Source organism: Streptosporangium sp. NPDC003464 (genome assembly GCF_053588315.1).
Genome location: NZ_JBSFPS010000019.1, coordinates 1 through 16,617, shown reverse-complemented (window position 1 = coordinate 16,617; position 16,617 = coordinate 1). Strand labels below are relative to the sequence as shown.

The 16,617-nt window shown below is 71.1% G+C and carries 14 protein-coding genes; 7 read left to right on the top strand and 7 right to left on the bottom strand.

From position 1 onward, the window contains the following. Positions 1-11: 11 nt before the first annotated feature. The 7 genes from ACWDS7_RS06930 to ACWDS7_RS06900 all read left to right on the top strand — a co-directional run bounded on the left by ACWDS7_RS06930 (position 12) and on the right by ACWDS7_RS06900 (position 10,440). A complete protein-coding gene (locus ACWDS7_RS06930; RefSeq protein ID WP_451928467.1) occupies positions 12-1,397 on the top strand; it encodes a serine hydrolase domain-containing protein in 1,386 nt (461 codons plus the stop codon). Between the two features lie 189 nt (positions 1,398-1,586). Beyond that, positions 1,587-3,599 (top strand): dipeptide ABC transporter ATP-binding protein, encoded by a 2,013-nt coding sequence (locus ACWDS7_RS06925; protein WP_451928466.1) that lies wholly within the window; start codon positions 1,587-1,589, stop codon positions 3,597-3,599. After that, the gene (locus ACWDS7_RS06920) at positions 3,596-4,546 is read left to right on the top strand and encodes an ABC transporter permease (RefSeq protein WP_451928465.1); all 951 of its coding nucleotides are present in this window, start codon (positions 3,596-3,598) and stop codon (positions 4,544-4,546) included. Before ACWDS7_RS06925 ends, ACWDS7_RS06920 begins: the two co-directional genes overlap by 4 nt. After that, positions 4,543-5,418, top strand: coding sequence for an ABC transporter permease (locus ACWDS7_RS06915; protein ID WP_451928464.1), 876 nt, complete (start codon positions 4,543-4,545; stop codon positions 5,416-5,418). Before ACWDS7_RS06920 ends, ACWDS7_RS06915 begins: the two co-directional genes overlap by 4 nt. 47 nt (positions 5,419-5,465) lie before the next feature. Continuing rightward, on the top strand, positions 5,466-7,316 hold the full coding sequence (locus ACWDS7_RS06910; protein WP_451928463.1) for an ABC transporter substrate-binding protein: 1,851 nt from the start codon (positions 5,466-5,468) through the stop codon (positions 7,314-7,316). Continuing rightward, complete coding sequence (locus tag ACWDS7_RS06905; protein WP_306870439.1) at positions 7,316-8,395, top strand: erythromycin esterase family protein; 1,080 nt, start codon at positions 7,316-7,318, stop codon at positions 8,393-8,395. Before ACWDS7_RS06910 ends, ACWDS7_RS06905 begins: the two co-directional genes overlap by 1 nt. Continuing rightward, positions 8,392-10,440 (top strand): prolyl oligopeptidase family serine peptidase, encoded by a 2,049-nt coding sequence (locus tag ACWDS7_RS06900; RefSeq protein WP_451928462.1) that lies wholly within the window; start codon positions 8,392-8,394, stop codon positions 10,438-10,440. The genes ACWDS7_RS06905 and ACWDS7_RS06900 overlap by 4 nt, the downstream gene beginning before the upstream one ends. Here ACWDS7_RS06900 and ACWDS7_RS06895 read toward each other — a convergent pair. The 7 genes from ACWDS7_RS06895 to ACWDS7_RS06865 form a co-directional block, all read right to left on the bottom strand. Continuing rightward, positions 10,418-12,064, bottom strand: a complete 1,647-nt coding sequence (locus ACWDS7_RS06895) for a PucR family transcriptional regulator (protein WP_451928461.1) — start codon at positions 12,062-12,064, stop codon at positions 10,418-10,420. The genes ACWDS7_RS06900 and ACWDS7_RS06895 overlap by 23 nt on opposite strands. A 90-nt stretch (positions 12,065-12,154) precedes the next feature. Beyond that, complete coding sequence (gene menC / locus ACWDS7_RS06890; RefSeq protein ID WP_451928460.1) at positions 12,155-13,264, bottom strand: o-succinylbenzoate synthase; 1,110 nt, start codon at positions 13,262-13,264, stop codon at positions 12,155-12,157. Then, a complete protein-coding gene (locus ACWDS7_RS06885; protein WP_306870429.1) occupies positions 13,261-14,136 on the bottom strand; it encodes a GNAT family N-acetyltransferase in 876 nt (291 codons plus the stop codon). Before ACWDS7_RS06885 ends, menC begins: the two co-directional genes overlap by 4 nt. After that, positions 14,129-15,325 (bottom strand): M20 family metallopeptidase, encoded by a 1,197-nt coding sequence (locus tag ACWDS7_RS06880; RefSeq protein WP_451928459.1) that lies wholly within the window; start codon positions 15,323-15,325, stop codon positions 14,129-14,131. Before ACWDS7_RS06880 ends, ACWDS7_RS06885 begins: the two co-directional genes overlap by 8 nt. Positions 15,326-15,491: 166 nt before the next feature. Continuing rightward, entirely contained in the window at positions 15,492-15,647 is a 156-nt protein-coding gene (locus tag ACWDS7_RS06875; protein WP_451928458.1) for a hypothetical protein, read from the bottom strand. A gap of 14 nt (positions 15,648-15,661) precedes the next feature. Next, positions 15,662-15,868, bottom strand: a complete 207-nt coding sequence (locus tag ACWDS7_RS06870) for a helix-turn-helix domain-containing protein (protein ID WP_451928457.1) — start codon at positions 15,866-15,868, stop codon at positions 15,662-15,664. Positions 15,869-15,940: 72 nt separating this feature from the next. After that, positions 15,941-16,617 (bottom strand): ATP-binding cassette domain-containing protein (locus ACWDS7_RS06865; RefSeq protein ID WP_451928456.1); only part of this gene is annotated, 677 nt, incomplete at its 5' end.

Below are 16,617 nucleotides of genomic sequence, written 5' to 3'. Positions count from 1 at the left end.
GAGGGATGTCAGTGTCGAAGCTGGATGAGGTCGGTGCGTGGTTGCAACACCGGTTGCCTGACCTGCTCACCGAGAACCAGGTGCCCGGAGCAGCCGTAGCGGTCTGCGCCGGTGATGAGACGGTCGAGGCCGCGGCGGGGATGCTGAGCACGGTTACCGGCGTCGAGGCCACGGTCGACACCCTCTTCCAGATCGGCTCGATCACCAAGGTGTTGACCACGACGCTGGCCATGCAGCTGGTCGACGAGGGGGAGCTGGACCTCGACGCTCCGGTGCGGGCCTATCTCCCCGAGTTCCGGATCGCCGACGAGCGGGCAGCGGAGCGGATCACCGTACGGCAGCTGATGTGTCATGTCGCGGGTTTCGAGGGCGACATCTTCACCGACACCGGTAAGGGCGACGACTGCCTCGAGAAGTATCTGGGCACTCTGCACCAGGTGCCGCAGCTGTTCGAGCCCGGCGAGATGTTCTCGTACAACAACGCCGGCTACTGCGTGCTGGGCCGGATCGTCGAGGTCGTCCGGGGGCAGCCGTTCGACATCTGCATGAGGACGCACCTGTTCTCGCCCCTGGGCCTGACCCATGCCGCGAACGATCCGTACGAGGCGATCGTCCACCGCACGGCGGTGGGACACATCGAGCGGACGCCGGGTGGCCCGCTTGAGCCGACCCCGGTCTGGGCGTTGGCGCGCTCGAACGCGCCGGCCGGGTCGATGCTGGCGATGCGCCCTCGCGACCTGCTGACCTTCACCCGCATGCACCTCGCCGGCGGCCTGGGGCCGGACGGCACCCCCGTCCTGAGCCGGGCGGGCGTCAGGGCCATGCAGCAGCCACAGGTCACGCTGCCCGACATCAACCAGGGCACCGCCTGGGGCTTGGGGTGGGAGCTCTTCGACCTTCCGGGCGGCCCGGTCTTCGGCCACGACGGTAACACCATCGGCCAGTCGGCGTTCCTGCGCGCGGTGCCGGGGCACGACGTGGCGGTGGCGATCCTCACCAACGGCGGCCTGCCACGGCGGGTGCACGCCGAGATCGCGGGCCGCGTGCTCCACGAGCTCGCCGGTGTCGAACTGCCCGGGGAGCCGATGCCCGATCCGGCCGCGCCTCCGGTGGACGCGTTCCGGTATGCCGGCACGTACATGTCGAGCACGTGTGAGACCGCGGTGAGCCAGGACGAGCAGGGACGGCTGTGGTTGGAGCGCATTCCCATCGGCATCACCGCCGAGCTGGACGAATTGCCGTATCGGACGGAGTTGGTCGCCTGGCGCGGCGATACGTTCCTGCCGGTCGAACCCGAACGCGGCGCTCGCGCGCCGCTCGCGTTTCTGGGTGACGACGGAGCGGGACGCGCGGTGTATCTGCACACCGGGCGAGCCGACCGGCGGGTGAACCTGTGAACGCCCCGGCGCCATCGCCCGTGGCGATCAGTTCGTCCGGCCGGACGAACGCCGACGTGAAGGTTCGATGAACGCAACGAACACCACCGGGGGCCCGCGTCCCACTATCGTCGGGTGGATTTGGAGAGTACCGCCGTGAGCACGGCCGATGGTTCCGAGAACGCGCGCGGGCCCGCGGATGGCGATCGTGTGCTGAGCATCCGCGACCTGTCGGTCGAGATCCGGCGCGGCGAAAGGGTCGTCCGCCCCGTCTCGGACGTCAGCCTCGTGCTGAACCGCGGCGAGACCCTGGGCATCGTCGGTGAGACCGGATCCGGCAAGTCCATGACCGGTCTCGCGATCATGGGCATGCTGCCGGCCGGCGGCCGGGTGACCGGCGGATCGATCGTCCTGGGCGGCAAGGAACTCGTCGGGCTTCCCGCGGCGCAGTACCGGGCCGTCCGCGGCAACGACGTCGCGATGGTGTTCCAGGACTCGATGACGGCGTTGAACCCGACCCGGCGGATCGGTGATCAGGTCGCCGAACCGGTGCGGCTGCACCATGGCGCGTCGAAGCGGGCCGCGCGTCGAAGCGCCGAGGAGATGCTCGCCCTGGTCGGGCTGCCGCGGCCGGCCGAGCGGCTGGACGACTATCCGCACCAGCTCTCGGGCGGCATGCGGCAACGCGTGATGATCGCGATGGCGCTGGTGTGCGAGCCGCGGGTCGTCATCGCCGACGAGCCGACCACGGCGCTCGATGTCACGATCCAGGCGGAGATCCTCGAGCTTCTCGATGACCTCAGGTCCCGGCTGGGCATGTCGATGATCCTCATCACGCACGACATGGGGGTGATCGCCCGGCATGCCGACCGCGTCGGGGTGATGTACGGCGGACGCGTGGCCGAGACCGCCCCGACGCCTGTGCTCTTCAGCCGGACGCGGCACCGCTACACGCACGCGCTGCTGTCCTCGATCCCTTCGCTCACCCATGACAGGCGTGAGGAGCTCTTCAGCATCTCGGGCGCGCCGCCGGACCTGACCGTGGCTCAGGTGGGCTGCCCTTTCGCGCCGCGCTGTGACGCCGCGACGGATCGCTGCCGCGAGGAGCGGCCGGCACCGTCGGTGGCGGAGGACGGCCATGCCTACGCGTGCCGGCATCCGGTCTCCGGTCCGACGGCCAGGGTCCGCTCACGGTTCGCCACCCCGCAGGCGGTCCTCCCCGAGCAGGGAGCGGTGCCGCGGTTACGCGTCGTCGACCTCAGACGCGAGTACCCGGCGGGCGGCGCGGGGTTCCTCGGCGGGCGCCGAACCGTGAAGGCGGTGTCCGGCGTGAGCTTCGAGGTGGCGGCCGGTGAGACGTTCGGGCTCGTCGGAGAGTCGGGCTGCGGCAAGTCCTCCCTGGGCAGGATGCTCGTGGCCCTGGACCGGCCCACCTCCGGTGAGGTGATCTTCGACGGCGAGTCGGTCACCCGGATGAGCGCACGCGCGTTCGGGCCGCGCCGTACCCAGCTGCAGATGATGTTCCAGGACTCGAACGCCTCCCTCGACCCCCGGATGCGCATCGGCACGATCCTGCGTGAGCCCCTGGCGATCCAGGGCGTCGGAAGCCGCGCCCAGCGGACCGTCCGTGCCCGCGAGTTGCTGCACGACGTGGGTCTGCCCGCGAGCGTCATGGAGCGCTACCCCTACGAGCTCTCGGGGGGACAGCGCCAGCGGGTGGGCCTGGCCCGCGCGCTCGCCCTGGACCCGAAGGTGCTGGTCGCCGACGAGCCGGTCAGCGCGCTGGACGTCTCCATCCGCTCCCAGGTGCTCAACCTGATGCGCCGCCTCCAGCTTGAGCGCGGGCTCAGCAGTGTGGTGATCTCACACGACCTCGCGGTCGTGCGGTACCTGGCCGACCGGGTCGGCGTCATGTACCTGGGCAAGCTTGTCGAGGTCGGCACGGCCGAGGAGGTGTACGGCGCCGCCGCCCACCCCTACACCGCGGGGCTGCTCGCGGCGGTCCCGGACGCGGACCCGGAGGCGCGACGGCCGGAGGGGACCGCGAGGGTGCGCGGCGAGCTGCCGAGCCCCATCGATCCGCCCAGCGGCTGCCGGTTCCGCACCCGGTGCGCGCTGGCAACCGACCGGTGCGCCGGGACGGAGCCTCCCTTGCAGGCGGTCACCGGCACCCACCAGGTCGCCTGCCACCACCCGTTGCGGAGAGGGGATTCGCACTCATGACTTGGTACGTGGTCCGACGCCTGGCGATCTCCTTCCTCGTCCTGCTCGGGATCTCCGCGGTGGTCTTCTTCCTCCTGCACCTGGTTTCGGACAGTCCGGGGCGCGTCGTCCTGGGCCAGCGCGCCTCGCCCGAGGCGGTGGCGGACTTCAACCGCCAGCACGGGTTCGACCGCCCGGTCGTCGTGCAGTACGTCAGCTACCTCGGCCAGCTCGCGCAAGGCGACCTGGGCAGGTCGTACAAGTTGAACGAGGACGTGGGGACCCTGCTGCGGCAGAACGCCGGCCGCAGCGCGATGCTCTCGCTGGCCGGACTGGTCCTGGCGCTGGTGATCGCCGTCCCGCTCGGCATCCTGCAGGCGGTCAAACGCAACCGCGTCGTCGACCGGGTCGCCACGGCGGCCTCCTACGTCCTCTACGCGACGCCGTCGTTCCTGCTCGGTCTGATACTGATCGCCGTCTTCAGCCAGAGCCTGCCCGTCTTCCCGGCCGAGGCCTCCCAGTCGCACTCCCCCTGGGTGGTCCTCACCGATCCGCGAGCGATGGCGCTCCCCGTCATCACGCTGGCGGTCACCAGCGTCGCGATCTTCGCCCAGTACCAGCGCTCCTCCGCCCTGGACCAGCTCGGTCAGGACTACATCAGGGTCGCGCGGGCCAAGGGGCTCCCGGAGCGACTGATCTTGACGCGTCACCTGCTGCGCAACGCCTGTCTGCCGCTGATCACACTGGTCGGCACGCTCGTCCCCACGCTCCTGGCGGGCAACCTGATCGTCGAGTCGCTCTTCAACTACCCCGGGCTGGGCCTGCTGTTCCTCAACAGCCTGCATCGCGAGGACTACCCGGTGCTCCTCGCCTACACCCTCATGGGCGGCATCCTGACCGTGGCCGGCAACTTCGTCGCCGACCTCGCGGTCGCCGCCGCCGACCGCCGAATCGAGCTGAGAAAATGACCTCACACGCCGCGGACGCCGAGATCACGCCGGCGAGGAACCCGGTCTCGGCGCTGCGCCGGCTGCGACGGCATCCGCTCGGTCTCGCCGGCGGGCTGCTCCTGGTGCTCATCGCCGGGTTCTGTTTCCTCGGCCCGCTGTTCCACCCCACCAACCAGACCGACGTGGACCTGGTCAACGCGGCCCTGCCCCCTGGCCCCGGCCACCCGCTCGGGACGGACCCGAACGGGTTCGACGTGCTCGGGCGGCTGATGGCGGGCGGTCAGGTGTCCTTGCAGATCGGGCTCCTCGCCGCGCTCTTCGCGACCGCGATCGGCACCGTCTACGGCGCCGTCGCCGGACTGGCCGGGGGCGTGGTCGACGGGTTCCTGATGCGGCTGGTCGACGTCATGCTGTCGATCCCCTTCCTGTTCTTCGTCCTGATCCTGTCGGCTCGCTTCCACGCGGACACGCTGTCGCTGAGCCTGGTCATCGGCGGGTTCTCCTGGCTCCTGTCGGCCCGGCTGGTCCGCGGCGAGGTCCTGACGCTGCGGGTACGGGAGTTCGTGCTGGCCGCACGGGTGATGGGCGCGTCCCGCCGGCGGATCATCCTCACCCACCTGATCCCGAACGCGCTCGGTGTGATCATCGTCAACATCACCTTCCAGGTCGCCGACGCGATCCTCGTCGTCGCCGCCCTGGGGTTTCTGGGCTTCGGCATGACGTACCCCACCGCGGACTGGGGCAGTCAGCTCGCCGGCGGCGTCACCTACATCTCCGCCGACTATTGGTGGCTGATCTATCCCGTCGGCGGCTGCATCATCCTCACTGTGCTGGCGCTCAACCTGCTCGCGGACGCGCTCCGCGACGCGGTCGGGCGACGGGCGGACTGAGCACCGTCTGCGCACCTTCGATTCACTTCACATGCAGGGAGCCATCAATGACGCACGTGTCCGGTAAGCAGCTCGCCGCGGCGCTCGCCGTGATCGCCGTGCTCGCTACGGCGTGCACCGGCGGCGGGGGGTCGACCAAGGACGTCGCCGGCAGCTACGCCACCCCGCCGAAGCAGACGGGCACTCCCAAGGACGGCGGGACCGCCACGGTCGCGTTGACCCCGGGACTCAGCCCCAACTACATCTACCCCTACCCGCCGGCGTCCGCCAACGGGACCGTCATCGCCCGCGGGCTGATGTGGCGCTCCCTCTACCGGCCCAGCGGAGAGGGCGACCAGATCACGGACGCCGGGCTGAGCCTGGCCGAGCAGCCCGCCTACAGCCCCGACCGCAAGACCGCGACCATCAAGATGAGGGACTACAAGTGGTCCAACGGCACTCCGGTCACGGCCGATGACGTCGTCTTCTCCCTCGCGCTGCTCAAGGCCGCGCTCGCGGAGAGCCCGGCCAACTGGAGCTTCTACACCCCGGGCCAGTTCCCCGACGGAGTCACCGCGGAAGCCACCGCGCCGGACACGCTCACTCTCAAGCTGGAGACCGCGTACAACCCGTCGTACCTCCTGTCCATGCTGACGCTGCTGTACGTGATGCCCTCCAAGGAATGGAACATCGCCCGCTCCGGAGGGCCGCACCTGGACTACACGCAGCCGAAGCACGCGAAGGCGATCTACAAGTACCTCACGAAGGAGTCCGAGTCCCAGTCCACGTTCGCGAGCAACCCGCTCTGGCAGGTGGTCAACGGCCCGTACCGGCTCAAGAGCTTCGACTCGACGACCGGCTCGTTCTCCCTGGCCCCCAACGAGTCCTACAGCGGTCCGGGCGAGTCGCGGCTCGACCAGATCGATTTCAAGGCCTTCACCTCCGCCGCCGCGGTGCTCAACCAGTTCAAGGCCGGCAACCTGACCGTCGGCACGCTGGACTCCAGCTTCATCACCCAGATCGACGCGCTGAAGGCGAAGGGGTACAACGTCTACGGCGCGCCCGCGCCCGCCCGCTTCGACTCGCTGACCGTCAACTTCAAGAACACCGTCAACAACTTCGACAAGGTCATCGCGCAGGCGTACGTCCGGCAGGCCCTGCAGCGCCTGATCGACCAGCAGGGGTACATCGCCAGCAGGGGCATCTACAACGGCGCCGGTTCCCCGAACTACAGCACCGCGGGCAACGGCTCTCCCTATCCCCCCGAGTTCGGCGACAAGGCGCCCTATCCGTACGATCCCGCCGCCGCCGGGAAGCTGCTCACGGACAACGGCTGGAAGCTGGTGCCGGACGGCTCCACCACCTGTGAGCGCCCCGGCACCGGGCCGGGCGAGTGCGGTGCCGGCATCCCGCGGGGGCAGACGATCAGCTTCACCCTGGCCTCCGCCAACACCCCTGCCTACGTCGGCGCCCGCGACATCGCGTTCGCGTCGGCGGCCAAGAAGCTCGGCGTCGAAGTCAAGATCGTGACCAAGTCGCTCAACTACATGTACGCCAACTACGGCAACACCTTCGCCCCCGCCACCAAGAACGAGTGGGCGATGCAGGACTTCGGGCCGCTGTATCTCGCGGCCGGGTACCCGAGCAGCAACACGGTGTTCAACACGGAGGGCAGCTTCAACCTGGGCAGCTACCGGAACGCCGAGGTGGACAAGTCGATCAACGCCTCGACGTTCGGAGCGGACGCGAAGGCCCTCTCGACCGAGGTGACCCGCCTCGCCGAGGACCTGCCCGTGCTCTTCTTCCCGACCCCTCACACCCTGGTGGTGTGGAAGGACACCCTGTCCGGTCCGCAGTCGTCGTTCAACGCCCTGCTCAGCTTCCTGTACACCCCGGAACTATGGTATTTCCACAACTAGTGCGCGAGCTGGTCGGCGATGCGCGAGTGGTGGCCATCGGCGAGGGCGCGCACAACATCACCGAGTTCTACGAGCTCAGGGACCAGCTGTTCCGCATCCTCGTCCAGGAGCTCGGCTTCTCGGCCTTCGTGATGGAGTCCGGTTTCGCCGAGGGGCTGGCCGTCAACGCGTGGATCCATGGCGGGCCGGGGCAGGTCGGGAAGGTCGCCCGCGACGGCATCACCTACCGGTTCGGCGAGTGCGAGCCGATGCGGCGGCAGCTGCGCTGGATGCGCCGCCAGAAGGTCGGCTTCTACGGGATGGACCTTCCCGGCTCCTCCACGTCACCCGGGCCCGCCGTACGGGCCATTCTCGACCGGATCCCGGGCGACGAGGAGCTCCTGCGCCTGAGCGATCTGGGGGGCCGGACGGAGGCGGCAGTCCGCTATGCGGCCATGCCCGTCGCCGAACGCACCCGGCTGCTCGACGGCCTCCGCGCGCTGGTCGAGCGCGCCTCCCTGGTCGACGACGAGATCGTACGGCGGTGCGCGGCCTCGCTCCAGGCCTTCGTCGAGGAACTGGATCCGCCTTCGGCCGGGCCGTACCCGAGAGAGGTGTTCATGGCGGACACCGTGAAGTGGGTCCTGGAGCGAGAAGAGCGCATCGTCGTGAGCGCCCACAACGCGCACGTCCGGCGCACGCCGTTCCTGGACCGGCCGATGATGGGCGGCCTGCTCGCCTCCTCGCTGGGAGCCGACCTCGTCGTCATCGGGATGACGTACGGCTCCGGTCCGGAGGTCCGGTTCACGCAGCGCTCCCCGCGCCCGTTCGACTGCGACGTCTCCCTGGAGGAGCGGAGCCTGCCGCCGAACTGCGTCGAGTCGCGGCTGGACCGCATCGGCCGGCCCGTGGCCGTCGTGGACCTCCGCCGTGTGCCGGGCGACTTCTTCGACGGCATCGACGGCACGCTGGCCGGCGGCGGGATCGACCCCGTCGACGACTTCCCGGCGGCCTACGACGCGCTCATCCATGTCCGCCACGCCACCCGCATCCCCGGCGCGTTCGAGCGCCTCCGCGCGGAGTTCGAGGAGTCACCATGACCTACCCGCCCACCCGCACCGTCGAGGTCTTCGAGGACGTCGCGGGCGTCCGCGTGCCGGATCCGTATCGGTGGCTGGAGGAGGAGACCCCCGAGGTACGGCGATGGCAGCGGCGGCAAGCCGATCTCGCCACCTCCGTCGTCCACGACGGACAGGACCCGGAAGCCGTCCGGGACCTGGTCCAGGCGTATGACAGCGGGTCCCGCCCGGCCCTGCCGAAATACGCGGCCGGCCGCTGGTTCCGCGCTGTCGGGTCCCTGATCGTCGTCGCCGACCAGCCGTACGGCCCCGGACGGCCGGTGATCGACCTGGCCGGGTTCGGCAGCGAGCGGAACCCGGCGTTCCTGTCCTGGCTGGCGCCCGCGCCGGACGGCCGCGTCCTGGCCCTGGGCATCTGCACCGACGGCAGCGAGCACAACACCATCCGGCTCATCGAGGTGGCCTCGGGGCGGGTGCTCGACGGCGCGCCCGAGCAGGTCCTGCACAGCGCGTGGGCCGGCGGTGTCTCGTGGCTGCCCGACAGCAGCGGCTTCTACTTCTTCGCCCTCACCGGCACACCGCAGGAGTTCCGGCAAGAGGTGTTCCTCCACCGGAACGGCGGCACCACCGTGGAACCCATCCCGGTCGGCGAGGGTTCCCGGGAGTACACGCTCGTGCAGATGTCGCCGGGCAGCCGATGGGCCGTCGCCAGCCATCGGGTGGGCAGTCCGATCCCGGTCGCGGTCCGCGACCTGTCCGGGTCCGGTACGGCGTGGCGGCCTTTCGTCACCGCATGCCCCGGAACGATCGCAGGCCACGTCGTCGGCGACCACTACATCGCCGTGACCGACGTCGGGGCTCCTCGCGGGCGAGTGGTCGCCATCCCGCTCGACGCGGCCGATCCCGACGACCCGGCGGGGTGGACCGAGCTCGTCCCCGAGGGCGACACGGTGCTGCGGTCCCTCACCCCGGTCGGTGAGCACCTGTACCTCAGCGAGTTCGACCAGACGTTCGCCAGGGTCCGGATCATCGATCGTTCGGGCGCCACCACCGGCGAGGTCCCCCTCCCCGGCCGCGGCGCGCTCGCCGCTCCCTTCTTCGCGCTGACCGCCCTGGCCGTCGGGACTCCCGCGGACGACTTCGTCTTCGCCTTCTCCACACTGACCAGCTCCTGGGGCGTCTACCGGCACCGCCCCGGCGACACGGGGATCGAGACGCTGTCGGCCCCGACGGTCACGCTCGACGCCGAGCTGGAAGCGGGGTGGGCCATCGCGTCTGACGGCGTCGCGGTGCCGTACCACGTGGTGCGCCCGTCCGGGAGCGACCCGACGCGGGCGGCGCCGACACTGATCTCCGCGTACGGCGCGGCGAACGTGCCCCTCCTGCCCCAGTACCAGCCCGACCTGGCCGCCTTCGTCGCCGCCGGCGGCGTCCTCGTCCAGGCCTACCTGCGCGGGGGCGGTGAGTTCGGCCGGGACTGGTACCTGGCCGCGCACCGGGACAAGCGCCACGTTCGCGACGCCGACCTCGTCGCGGTCGCCGAGCACCTCATCGCCAAGGGCCTCACGACCGCCGACCGGCTCGCGTTGACCGGCGGGTCCGACGGCGGCCTCATGTGCGGAGTCGCCGTCACCACACGGCCCGACCTGTGGCGTGCCGTACTCCCGCGAGAGCCCCTGCTGGATCTCATCGGCGGCACCCGCGACCCCTACCTCGACTTCGTCATCCGCAAGGCCTGGGCGGACCCGGACGATCCGGCGGAGGTCCGCCGGCTCCTCCGGCTGTCGCCGTACCAGCTGGTCAGCCCCGGCGTCTTCCCGGCGGTCTACATCCAGGCCGGGGCGGCCGACCCCCGGTGCCGTCCCTGGCACGCACGCAAGTTCGCCGCACGGATGCAGGCCGCCCAGAAGGGAGAGGCGCCGATCCTGCTGCACGTCTTCGACAACGCCGGCCACGGCGCGGCGACCGCCCATGACATCGCGATCACGCAGGACACCGAATGGTTGGCGTTCCTGGTCAAGACCCTCGGCCTGCGGGGCCGTCTCAACCGTCCGAGGCCGACCTGATCGACATCAGGCGCAGCTGCAGCATGGCCGACAGGCGCGCGTTCGGGTCCTTGAGGTCGATGCGGCCGACCTCGGCCGCGCGGCGCAGCCGGTAGCGGAACGTGTTGGGGTGCACGTACATCGCGGCGGAAGCCACCACTACGTCGCCGAAAGCGTCGAGCCAGGCGCGCAGCGTCTCGACCAGGCTGCTCTGCTGCTCCTTGTCATAGGCGGCGATGCGCGCGACGGAGCCGCTGGGGATGTCTCCGCGCGGAACGAGATCGGCGAGCTCGAGCAGCAGCGCCTCGATGTGGACGTCGTCCAGGAGGGCCACCTGCTGCCCGCCGGCTCCGGACCTCAGGACGCGCAGTGCCCGTTCGGCCCCCGAGCGCGATCGGGCGAGCGCCGAACTGTCCGTGGCGAGCTGCCCCACCCCGACCAGCGGGCGCAGCCGGGAACCGACCCGGGTCAGGAACTCGGTGGCGATCCAGGCCGCGCGTTCCTCGCCGTCCTGCCGGTTCTGCGGAAGCGGGAGGATGCCGTAGGCGACATCGCCGATCAGCGCCGCGGCGGCGCGCGGGTGCACGGCCGACAGGTGCATGGCGAACGCGTCGGCGAGCCGCTTGCGTTCGGTGGCGAGCTGCGCGGGCAGGGGATGCTCGGTCGGCGAGCCGACGACGGTGAGCGCGAGGACGACCGCGGGCTCGTCCTTCAGGCCGAGGCGGCGGACCGCCTCAAGCGACCCCGGTCCGCTCTCCAGGGCGGTGCTCAGCAGCTCCGCGCGCAGCCGTCGCTCCCTGTCCGAATCGGCACGCTGCCACACCATGTGCATCGCGACGAGCTTGGACGCCTCGTAGAGCGCTTCGCCGCGTTCCTCGCTCAGGGGCTCGGGAACGACCACCCAGATCGTGCCGAGGATCTCGTCCCCGGCGCGCACCGCGATCGCCGCGCGGGGCAGCTCACCCGTCTCGGGCAGAGGCGCCACGAAAACGGGCCTGTCGCTGCGGTAGATCGCCTGGAACACCCCGCGCTCCTCCAGGATGCGGGTGTAGTGCTCGGGAACCTGCCGACCCAGGATCGTCTGGACCCGCGACGGGTCCGCCTCCTCCTGCCGGCTGGAGAAGGCCAGCAGGCGCGAGTTGCGGTCCTCGATGGTGACCGGGGCGTCGAGCAGCGCGGCGATGGCGTTGGCGACCGCGAAGAGATCACCGGACCGGATCCGGCCGAGCGTGTGGGCATCGGCCTCGTCCAGGCCGCTCTCGGCCGTCAACGCCCGGAGCATCCCCGCCAGGTGCGTCCACGACGCACCGCGGGCGAACGCGAGGACCGCCACCCCCGATTCGCGGGCCGCCGTGACGAGCCGCTCATCGGGGACGACAGGCGCGCGGACCACCAGCCCGGCGGCATCGCGCCGCCCGAGCCGCTGCACGACCCGCGCGATGTCGGCGGGGTCGTGCAGGCCGACGCCCATCACCAGCGCGTTGCTCGGCAGCTCCGGCTCGTCAAGCGGGTCGTAGATGACGACGCCGCCGATGTCACCGGCCAGCTCGATGTCGCCGCAGACCACGTCGAGCAGCGTGGCGCCGAGTTCCTCCAGGACGCGTGCGAGGCTGGCTCGCGGGAGGCTGCTCACGGGGACAAACACGCGCCCGAAACTAGCGCAGCGCGGGTGGGTCGTCGTTCGTTCCGCATGACGAAATGATGCCACTCCCGTCCGTCGAACGGGACAACCCTATTAGGGGTTAATGGGCAACCATTTCTTCGTGACCGTGACGGCGTCCAGGACCTCCGGGATCGGGGCGACGCCGAGCCCCGGCCCGGTCGGCACGGCAAGGTGCCCGTCCTCCAGGCGGAACGGCGGCGTGATGTCGGTTCGGTAGTAGCGGTCGGACGCCGACGTGTCGCCGGGCAAGGTGAACCCGGGCAGCGCGGCGAGCGCGACGTTGGCGGCACGCCCCAATCCCGTCTCGAGCATGCCGCCGCACCAGACCGGGACATCGTGCGCCACGCAGACGTCGTGGATCCGCCTGGCTTCGAGGTAGCCGCCCACGCGCCCCGGCTTGATGTTGACGACCCGGCAGGCTCCGAGCGCGATCGCGTCGGCCGCGGCGCGAGCGGAGACGATCGATTCGTCGAGACAGATCGGTGTGGCGATCTGCGCGGCGAGCTCCGCGTGCCCGATGAGGTCATCCTCCGCCAGCGGCTGCTCCATCAGGAGGAGGTCGAACGGGTCGAGCCGGGCCAGGTGCCGGGCGTCGCCGCGCCGGTAGGCGGTGTTGGCGTCGACCTGCAGCAGGATGTCGCCGAACCGTTCACGCACGGCGCGGACCGGCTCGACGTCCCAGCCAGGCTCGATCTTCAGCTTGATCCGCCGGTAGCCCGCGTCCAGGTACCCGGCAACCGTGTCGAGCAGCGCGGGGATCGACTCCGCGATCCCCACGGACACCCCGCACGGCACCCTGTCGCGGACAGCGCCGAGGGCGTAGCCGAGAGAGACGCCGCGCGCGCGGAGATCCGCGTCCAGAACCGCCATCTCCAGCGCGGCTCTGGCCGTACGGTGGCCCTTGAACCGGGCCAGCGCGGGGGCGACCTTGTGCGCGTCCAGATCCTGGACATCGGCCAACGCCGGGACCAGGAAACGGCTCAGCACGTCGGCGGCGGCGTGCGTGTACTCCGAGGAATACAGCGGCGCTGTCCCCGCTCCGCATTCGCCCCACCCCTCGGCCCCGTCGGTGACGACGCGCAGCACCAGTGCCTCTCGCACGGTCTCCGTGCCGAACGACGTCCGGAAGGGCGCCACGAGCGGCACCCGGACGGTGCGGATCTCGACCCCGGTGAGCTTCACTCTGCCTCCTGCCTGTCCACGATGTACCAGCCTGTACGGTCGAAGCCGCGCACCCGCGCGCCCTCCACGAGCAGCTCGCCGAGAACGTCCCGTACCGCCTTCCGCCACTCCGCGGCACAGGCCGGGTCGCTCTCCCGCAGAGCCTCGATGTCGTCGGGGACGCCGATGAGCACGGTGCGCGCGTCGGCACGGCCGGCGACCGGCCCTCCCCCGGCGGAGACGCTCAACGCCACGGCCGCACCCGCTCCCGCTTCTGTCACCCTGGGCCGGCCTGCACAGGCCGCCTCGGCGTCGGGCGATTCCAGCCGCCACCGGACCAGGACCCGGTCGGTGTCGTCGCTGCGGTTGATGTCGTCGTCTATCGGACCGTAGAAGTTCGGCAGGTACTCGGCCGGATCGGCGGCCAGCTTGGCGATGTTGAAGTACGCGTTGCGCCGTATCAAAGGGTCGTACGTCCAGCAGATCTCGCTGACGCCGCGCAGCATCGCCCAGGCACGTTGGTGCAGCTTCAGTGCGAAACCGACATTGCGTCCCTGCATGCGCGCCAGCACCCCGGCGATGTGACTGTGCAGGGCCCCGCGCGCCGGCGGGGAGAAGAAGCCGAAGCAGGCGCCCACCAGTTCGCCCTCGTCGAAGGCGCCGCTCACGTAGCTGCCCGCCTTCGTCATCGCGCGCAGCAGGTCGGCGGTCACCGGAGGGCTGCTCTCGCCTGTGCGCCAGATGCGCTCGTACAGGCGACGGACGGCCTCGAGCTCGCTGACGCTGTCCAGGAGGCGGATGTCGACGCCCGCGGTGCGCGCGACCGCCTCGGCGGCGGCGCACGCCGCGTCGACGGACCGGGACTCGCGACGGTCGCGGATGAGATCAGTCACGCCGGTCATGGTTCCAGCCGGATCGGCCCCGCAGCTGGTCCGACAGCACGGGACGACGGGGCCCGATTCGTTCGGACGGACAACCCGCCTCCGCCAGCAGCTCGGCGACCAGCGCGGTGAGCAGCCGCGTCCGCCCCGTCAGCTCCGCCACGAGCACGTGCTCGTCATCGGCGTGCGCGCCGCCGCCCACCGCCCCCAGCCCGTCGAGGGTGGGCGTGCCGACGCCCGCGGTGAAGTTCCCGTCGGAGGCGCCGCCGACGGCGACCGAGGTGAGCGGGCCGACCCCGAGATCGTCCGCCAGCCGGCGTGCCCGCTCGAACAGGTCCTTCGAGGCCGTGGCCGGGAGCGGCGGCCGATTCGGGCCGCCCCTGACCTCCACACCGGCGCCTGGCAGCTCCGGCCGCAGGCCCCGCATCGCCGTATGGACGCGGTGCTGTTCGGCGGCTGCCCATACCCGGACGTCGACGTCGAAGCGCGCCGACCCGGGAACGGTGTTCGCCGTGGTGCCCGCCTCCAGCCGGGTCGGCGTGACAGTCGTGCCCAGCGCGGGATCGCCCAGCCCCGCCACGGCCATGACCTGGCGGGCCAGCTCGACCGACGCGTTCACGCCGCGCTCCGGCTCCAGGCCGGCGTGCGCGGCCCGTCCCCGCACCAGCACCTCGTAGCGCGACACGCCCTTGCGTTCGGTCTTCAAGGCCCCGCCGGGCCCGGCGGCCTCCAGTACCAGCGCGGCCGCACACCGGCGGGCCTCGTTCTCGATGAGCTCCCGCGACGAGGGCGAGCCCGGCTCCTCGTCACCGGTGACCAGCAGGGTCACGCCGTCCAGGTCGTCCAGTGCGGCCAATGCGTGGAACGCCATCACCAGGCCCGCCTTCATGTCGAAGCATCCCGGTCCGCGCAGCACTCCGTCGCGGACCTCGAACGGGTGCCGCTCCAGCGAGCCGATCGGCCAGACCGTGTCGTGGTGACCGATCAGCAGCACTCGCGGGTCGCGGCCGAAACGCCAACGGACATGGGTGCGGCCGTCGATGACGATGCGTTCCGCCTCGGCTCCCAGGCGCTCCGCGCCGGTCTCGGCGACCGTCTCGGCGCTACGGGCGACCGCGGCCAGGTCGTCGGAGGGGGACTCGCAGGACACGAGGCGTTCTATATCGGCGATCATCGCGGCTTCGGCGCGGGGTTCTGTCACGGTGGATACCTCCCGATGCATCGCTCAAGCATCGTGGGTCGCACCGCGAGCGGACCTGTCCTGTCCGACAACATTGACGCGTGAAGTTGGGTTGCGGCGATGAGGTCGGGCCTCGGTGCGACCGCTCCGTTCAGCAGACGGGGCGGTCAGCGCCGGGCGGGGCGGTTCACGACGTGGCGCCGTCGTGGGCGACGGTGACGACGATCTTGCCGACCTGGCCGTTGGCCTCCATGTAGCGGTGGGCCTCGGCGATGTCCGCGGCCTCGTAGCCCAGCGTGGAGGGGAAGATCGGCTGGTAGAAGTAGGCGCCTTCGCGGTACATGATCTCGGCCCGGCTCAGGCCGCACCCGCCTCCGTGACGGAGGCGGCCATCACGGCCGGCAGCAGGCCGGGAAACCGCTCCTCCATCTCGTCCGTGCGCAGCGTGTTCATCTTCGTTGTCCCTACGTGATACTGGCGGATCACGCCCGCCTCGCGCAGCACGTTGAAGTGATGTGTCAGCGTCGACAGCTGTTCCGAGCCGACGTCGCGCTCCCGTTGCACCGACTCACCGGCCGCCGGGACGCCGGCGTCGCCCCGCGCCGGGTGACGCCGGCGCGGGTCCCGGCCGTGATCTCAGCTCGCCACCAGGGCGCCGGGGACGGCCCGCACGCCGGTCACCACGCCGGCCCGCAGCTCCAGCCGGGTGCCGGTGAACGCGGCCCGCATGCGCCGGTCGTGCGTGACGACGACCAGCGCGCCCGCGTAGTGGGCCAGGGCCTGCTCCAGATCCTCCACCAGCGCCGGGGACAGGTGGTTGGTCGGTTCGTCCAGCAGCAGCAGGTCGGTCCGGCCGCACACCAGCCGGGCCAGCTCGATCCTGCGCCGCTGGCCGACGGAGAGCGTCGCGACCGGCCTGCCGAGGTCGGCCGCACCGAAGAGCCCCAGCTCCAGCAGCTCCTCGGCGTGCTCCTGCGGGCTCCCCGGGCGCCCGGCCGCGAAGGCCGCCAGCACCGTGCGCCCGCCGTACCCCGCGCTGTCCTCCTGGCGCAGGTGACCGACGCGGGCCGGCAGGCGGACCGAGCCGGCGTTCGGGGTGATCTCCCCGGCCAGGACCCGCATGAGCGTGCTCTTACCCGCCCCGTTGGGCCCGGTGACGAGCAGCCGCTCGCCCGGCTGGACGCGCAGCGACTCCACGTGCAGGCGACCGTCCACGCGTACGCCGGACACCGGCCGCGGCGAAGTACCGCTCCGCCTCCTGGGCGATGGCCGCCTTGAACCAGGGAGGGATGACCAGCAGGGGGCGTTTGACG

Excerpts from the sequence above, each read along its gene's own strand:
- ACWDS7_RS06920 (WP_451928465.1), top strand. The coding sequence starts at position 3,596 with ATGACTTGGTACGTGGTCCGACGCCTGGCGATCTCCTTCCTCGTCCTG.
- ACWDS7_RS06915 (WP_451928464.1), top strand. The coding sequence starts at position 4,543 with ATGACCTCACACGCCGCGGACGCCGAGATCACGCCGGCGAGGAACCCG.
- ACWDS7_RS06910 (WP_451928463.1), top strand. The coding sequence starts at position 5,466 with ATGACGCACGTGTCCGGTAAGCAGCTCGCCGCGGCGCTCGCCGTGATC.
- ACWDS7_RS06900 (WP_451928462.1), top strand. The coding sequence starts at position 8,392 with ATGACCTACCCGCCCACCCGCACCGTCGAGGTCTTCGAGGACGTCGCG.
- ACWDS7_RS06875 (WP_451928458.1), bottom strand. The coding sequence starts at position 15,647 with ATGTACCGCGAAGGCGCCTACTTCTACCAGCCGATCTTCCCCTCCACG.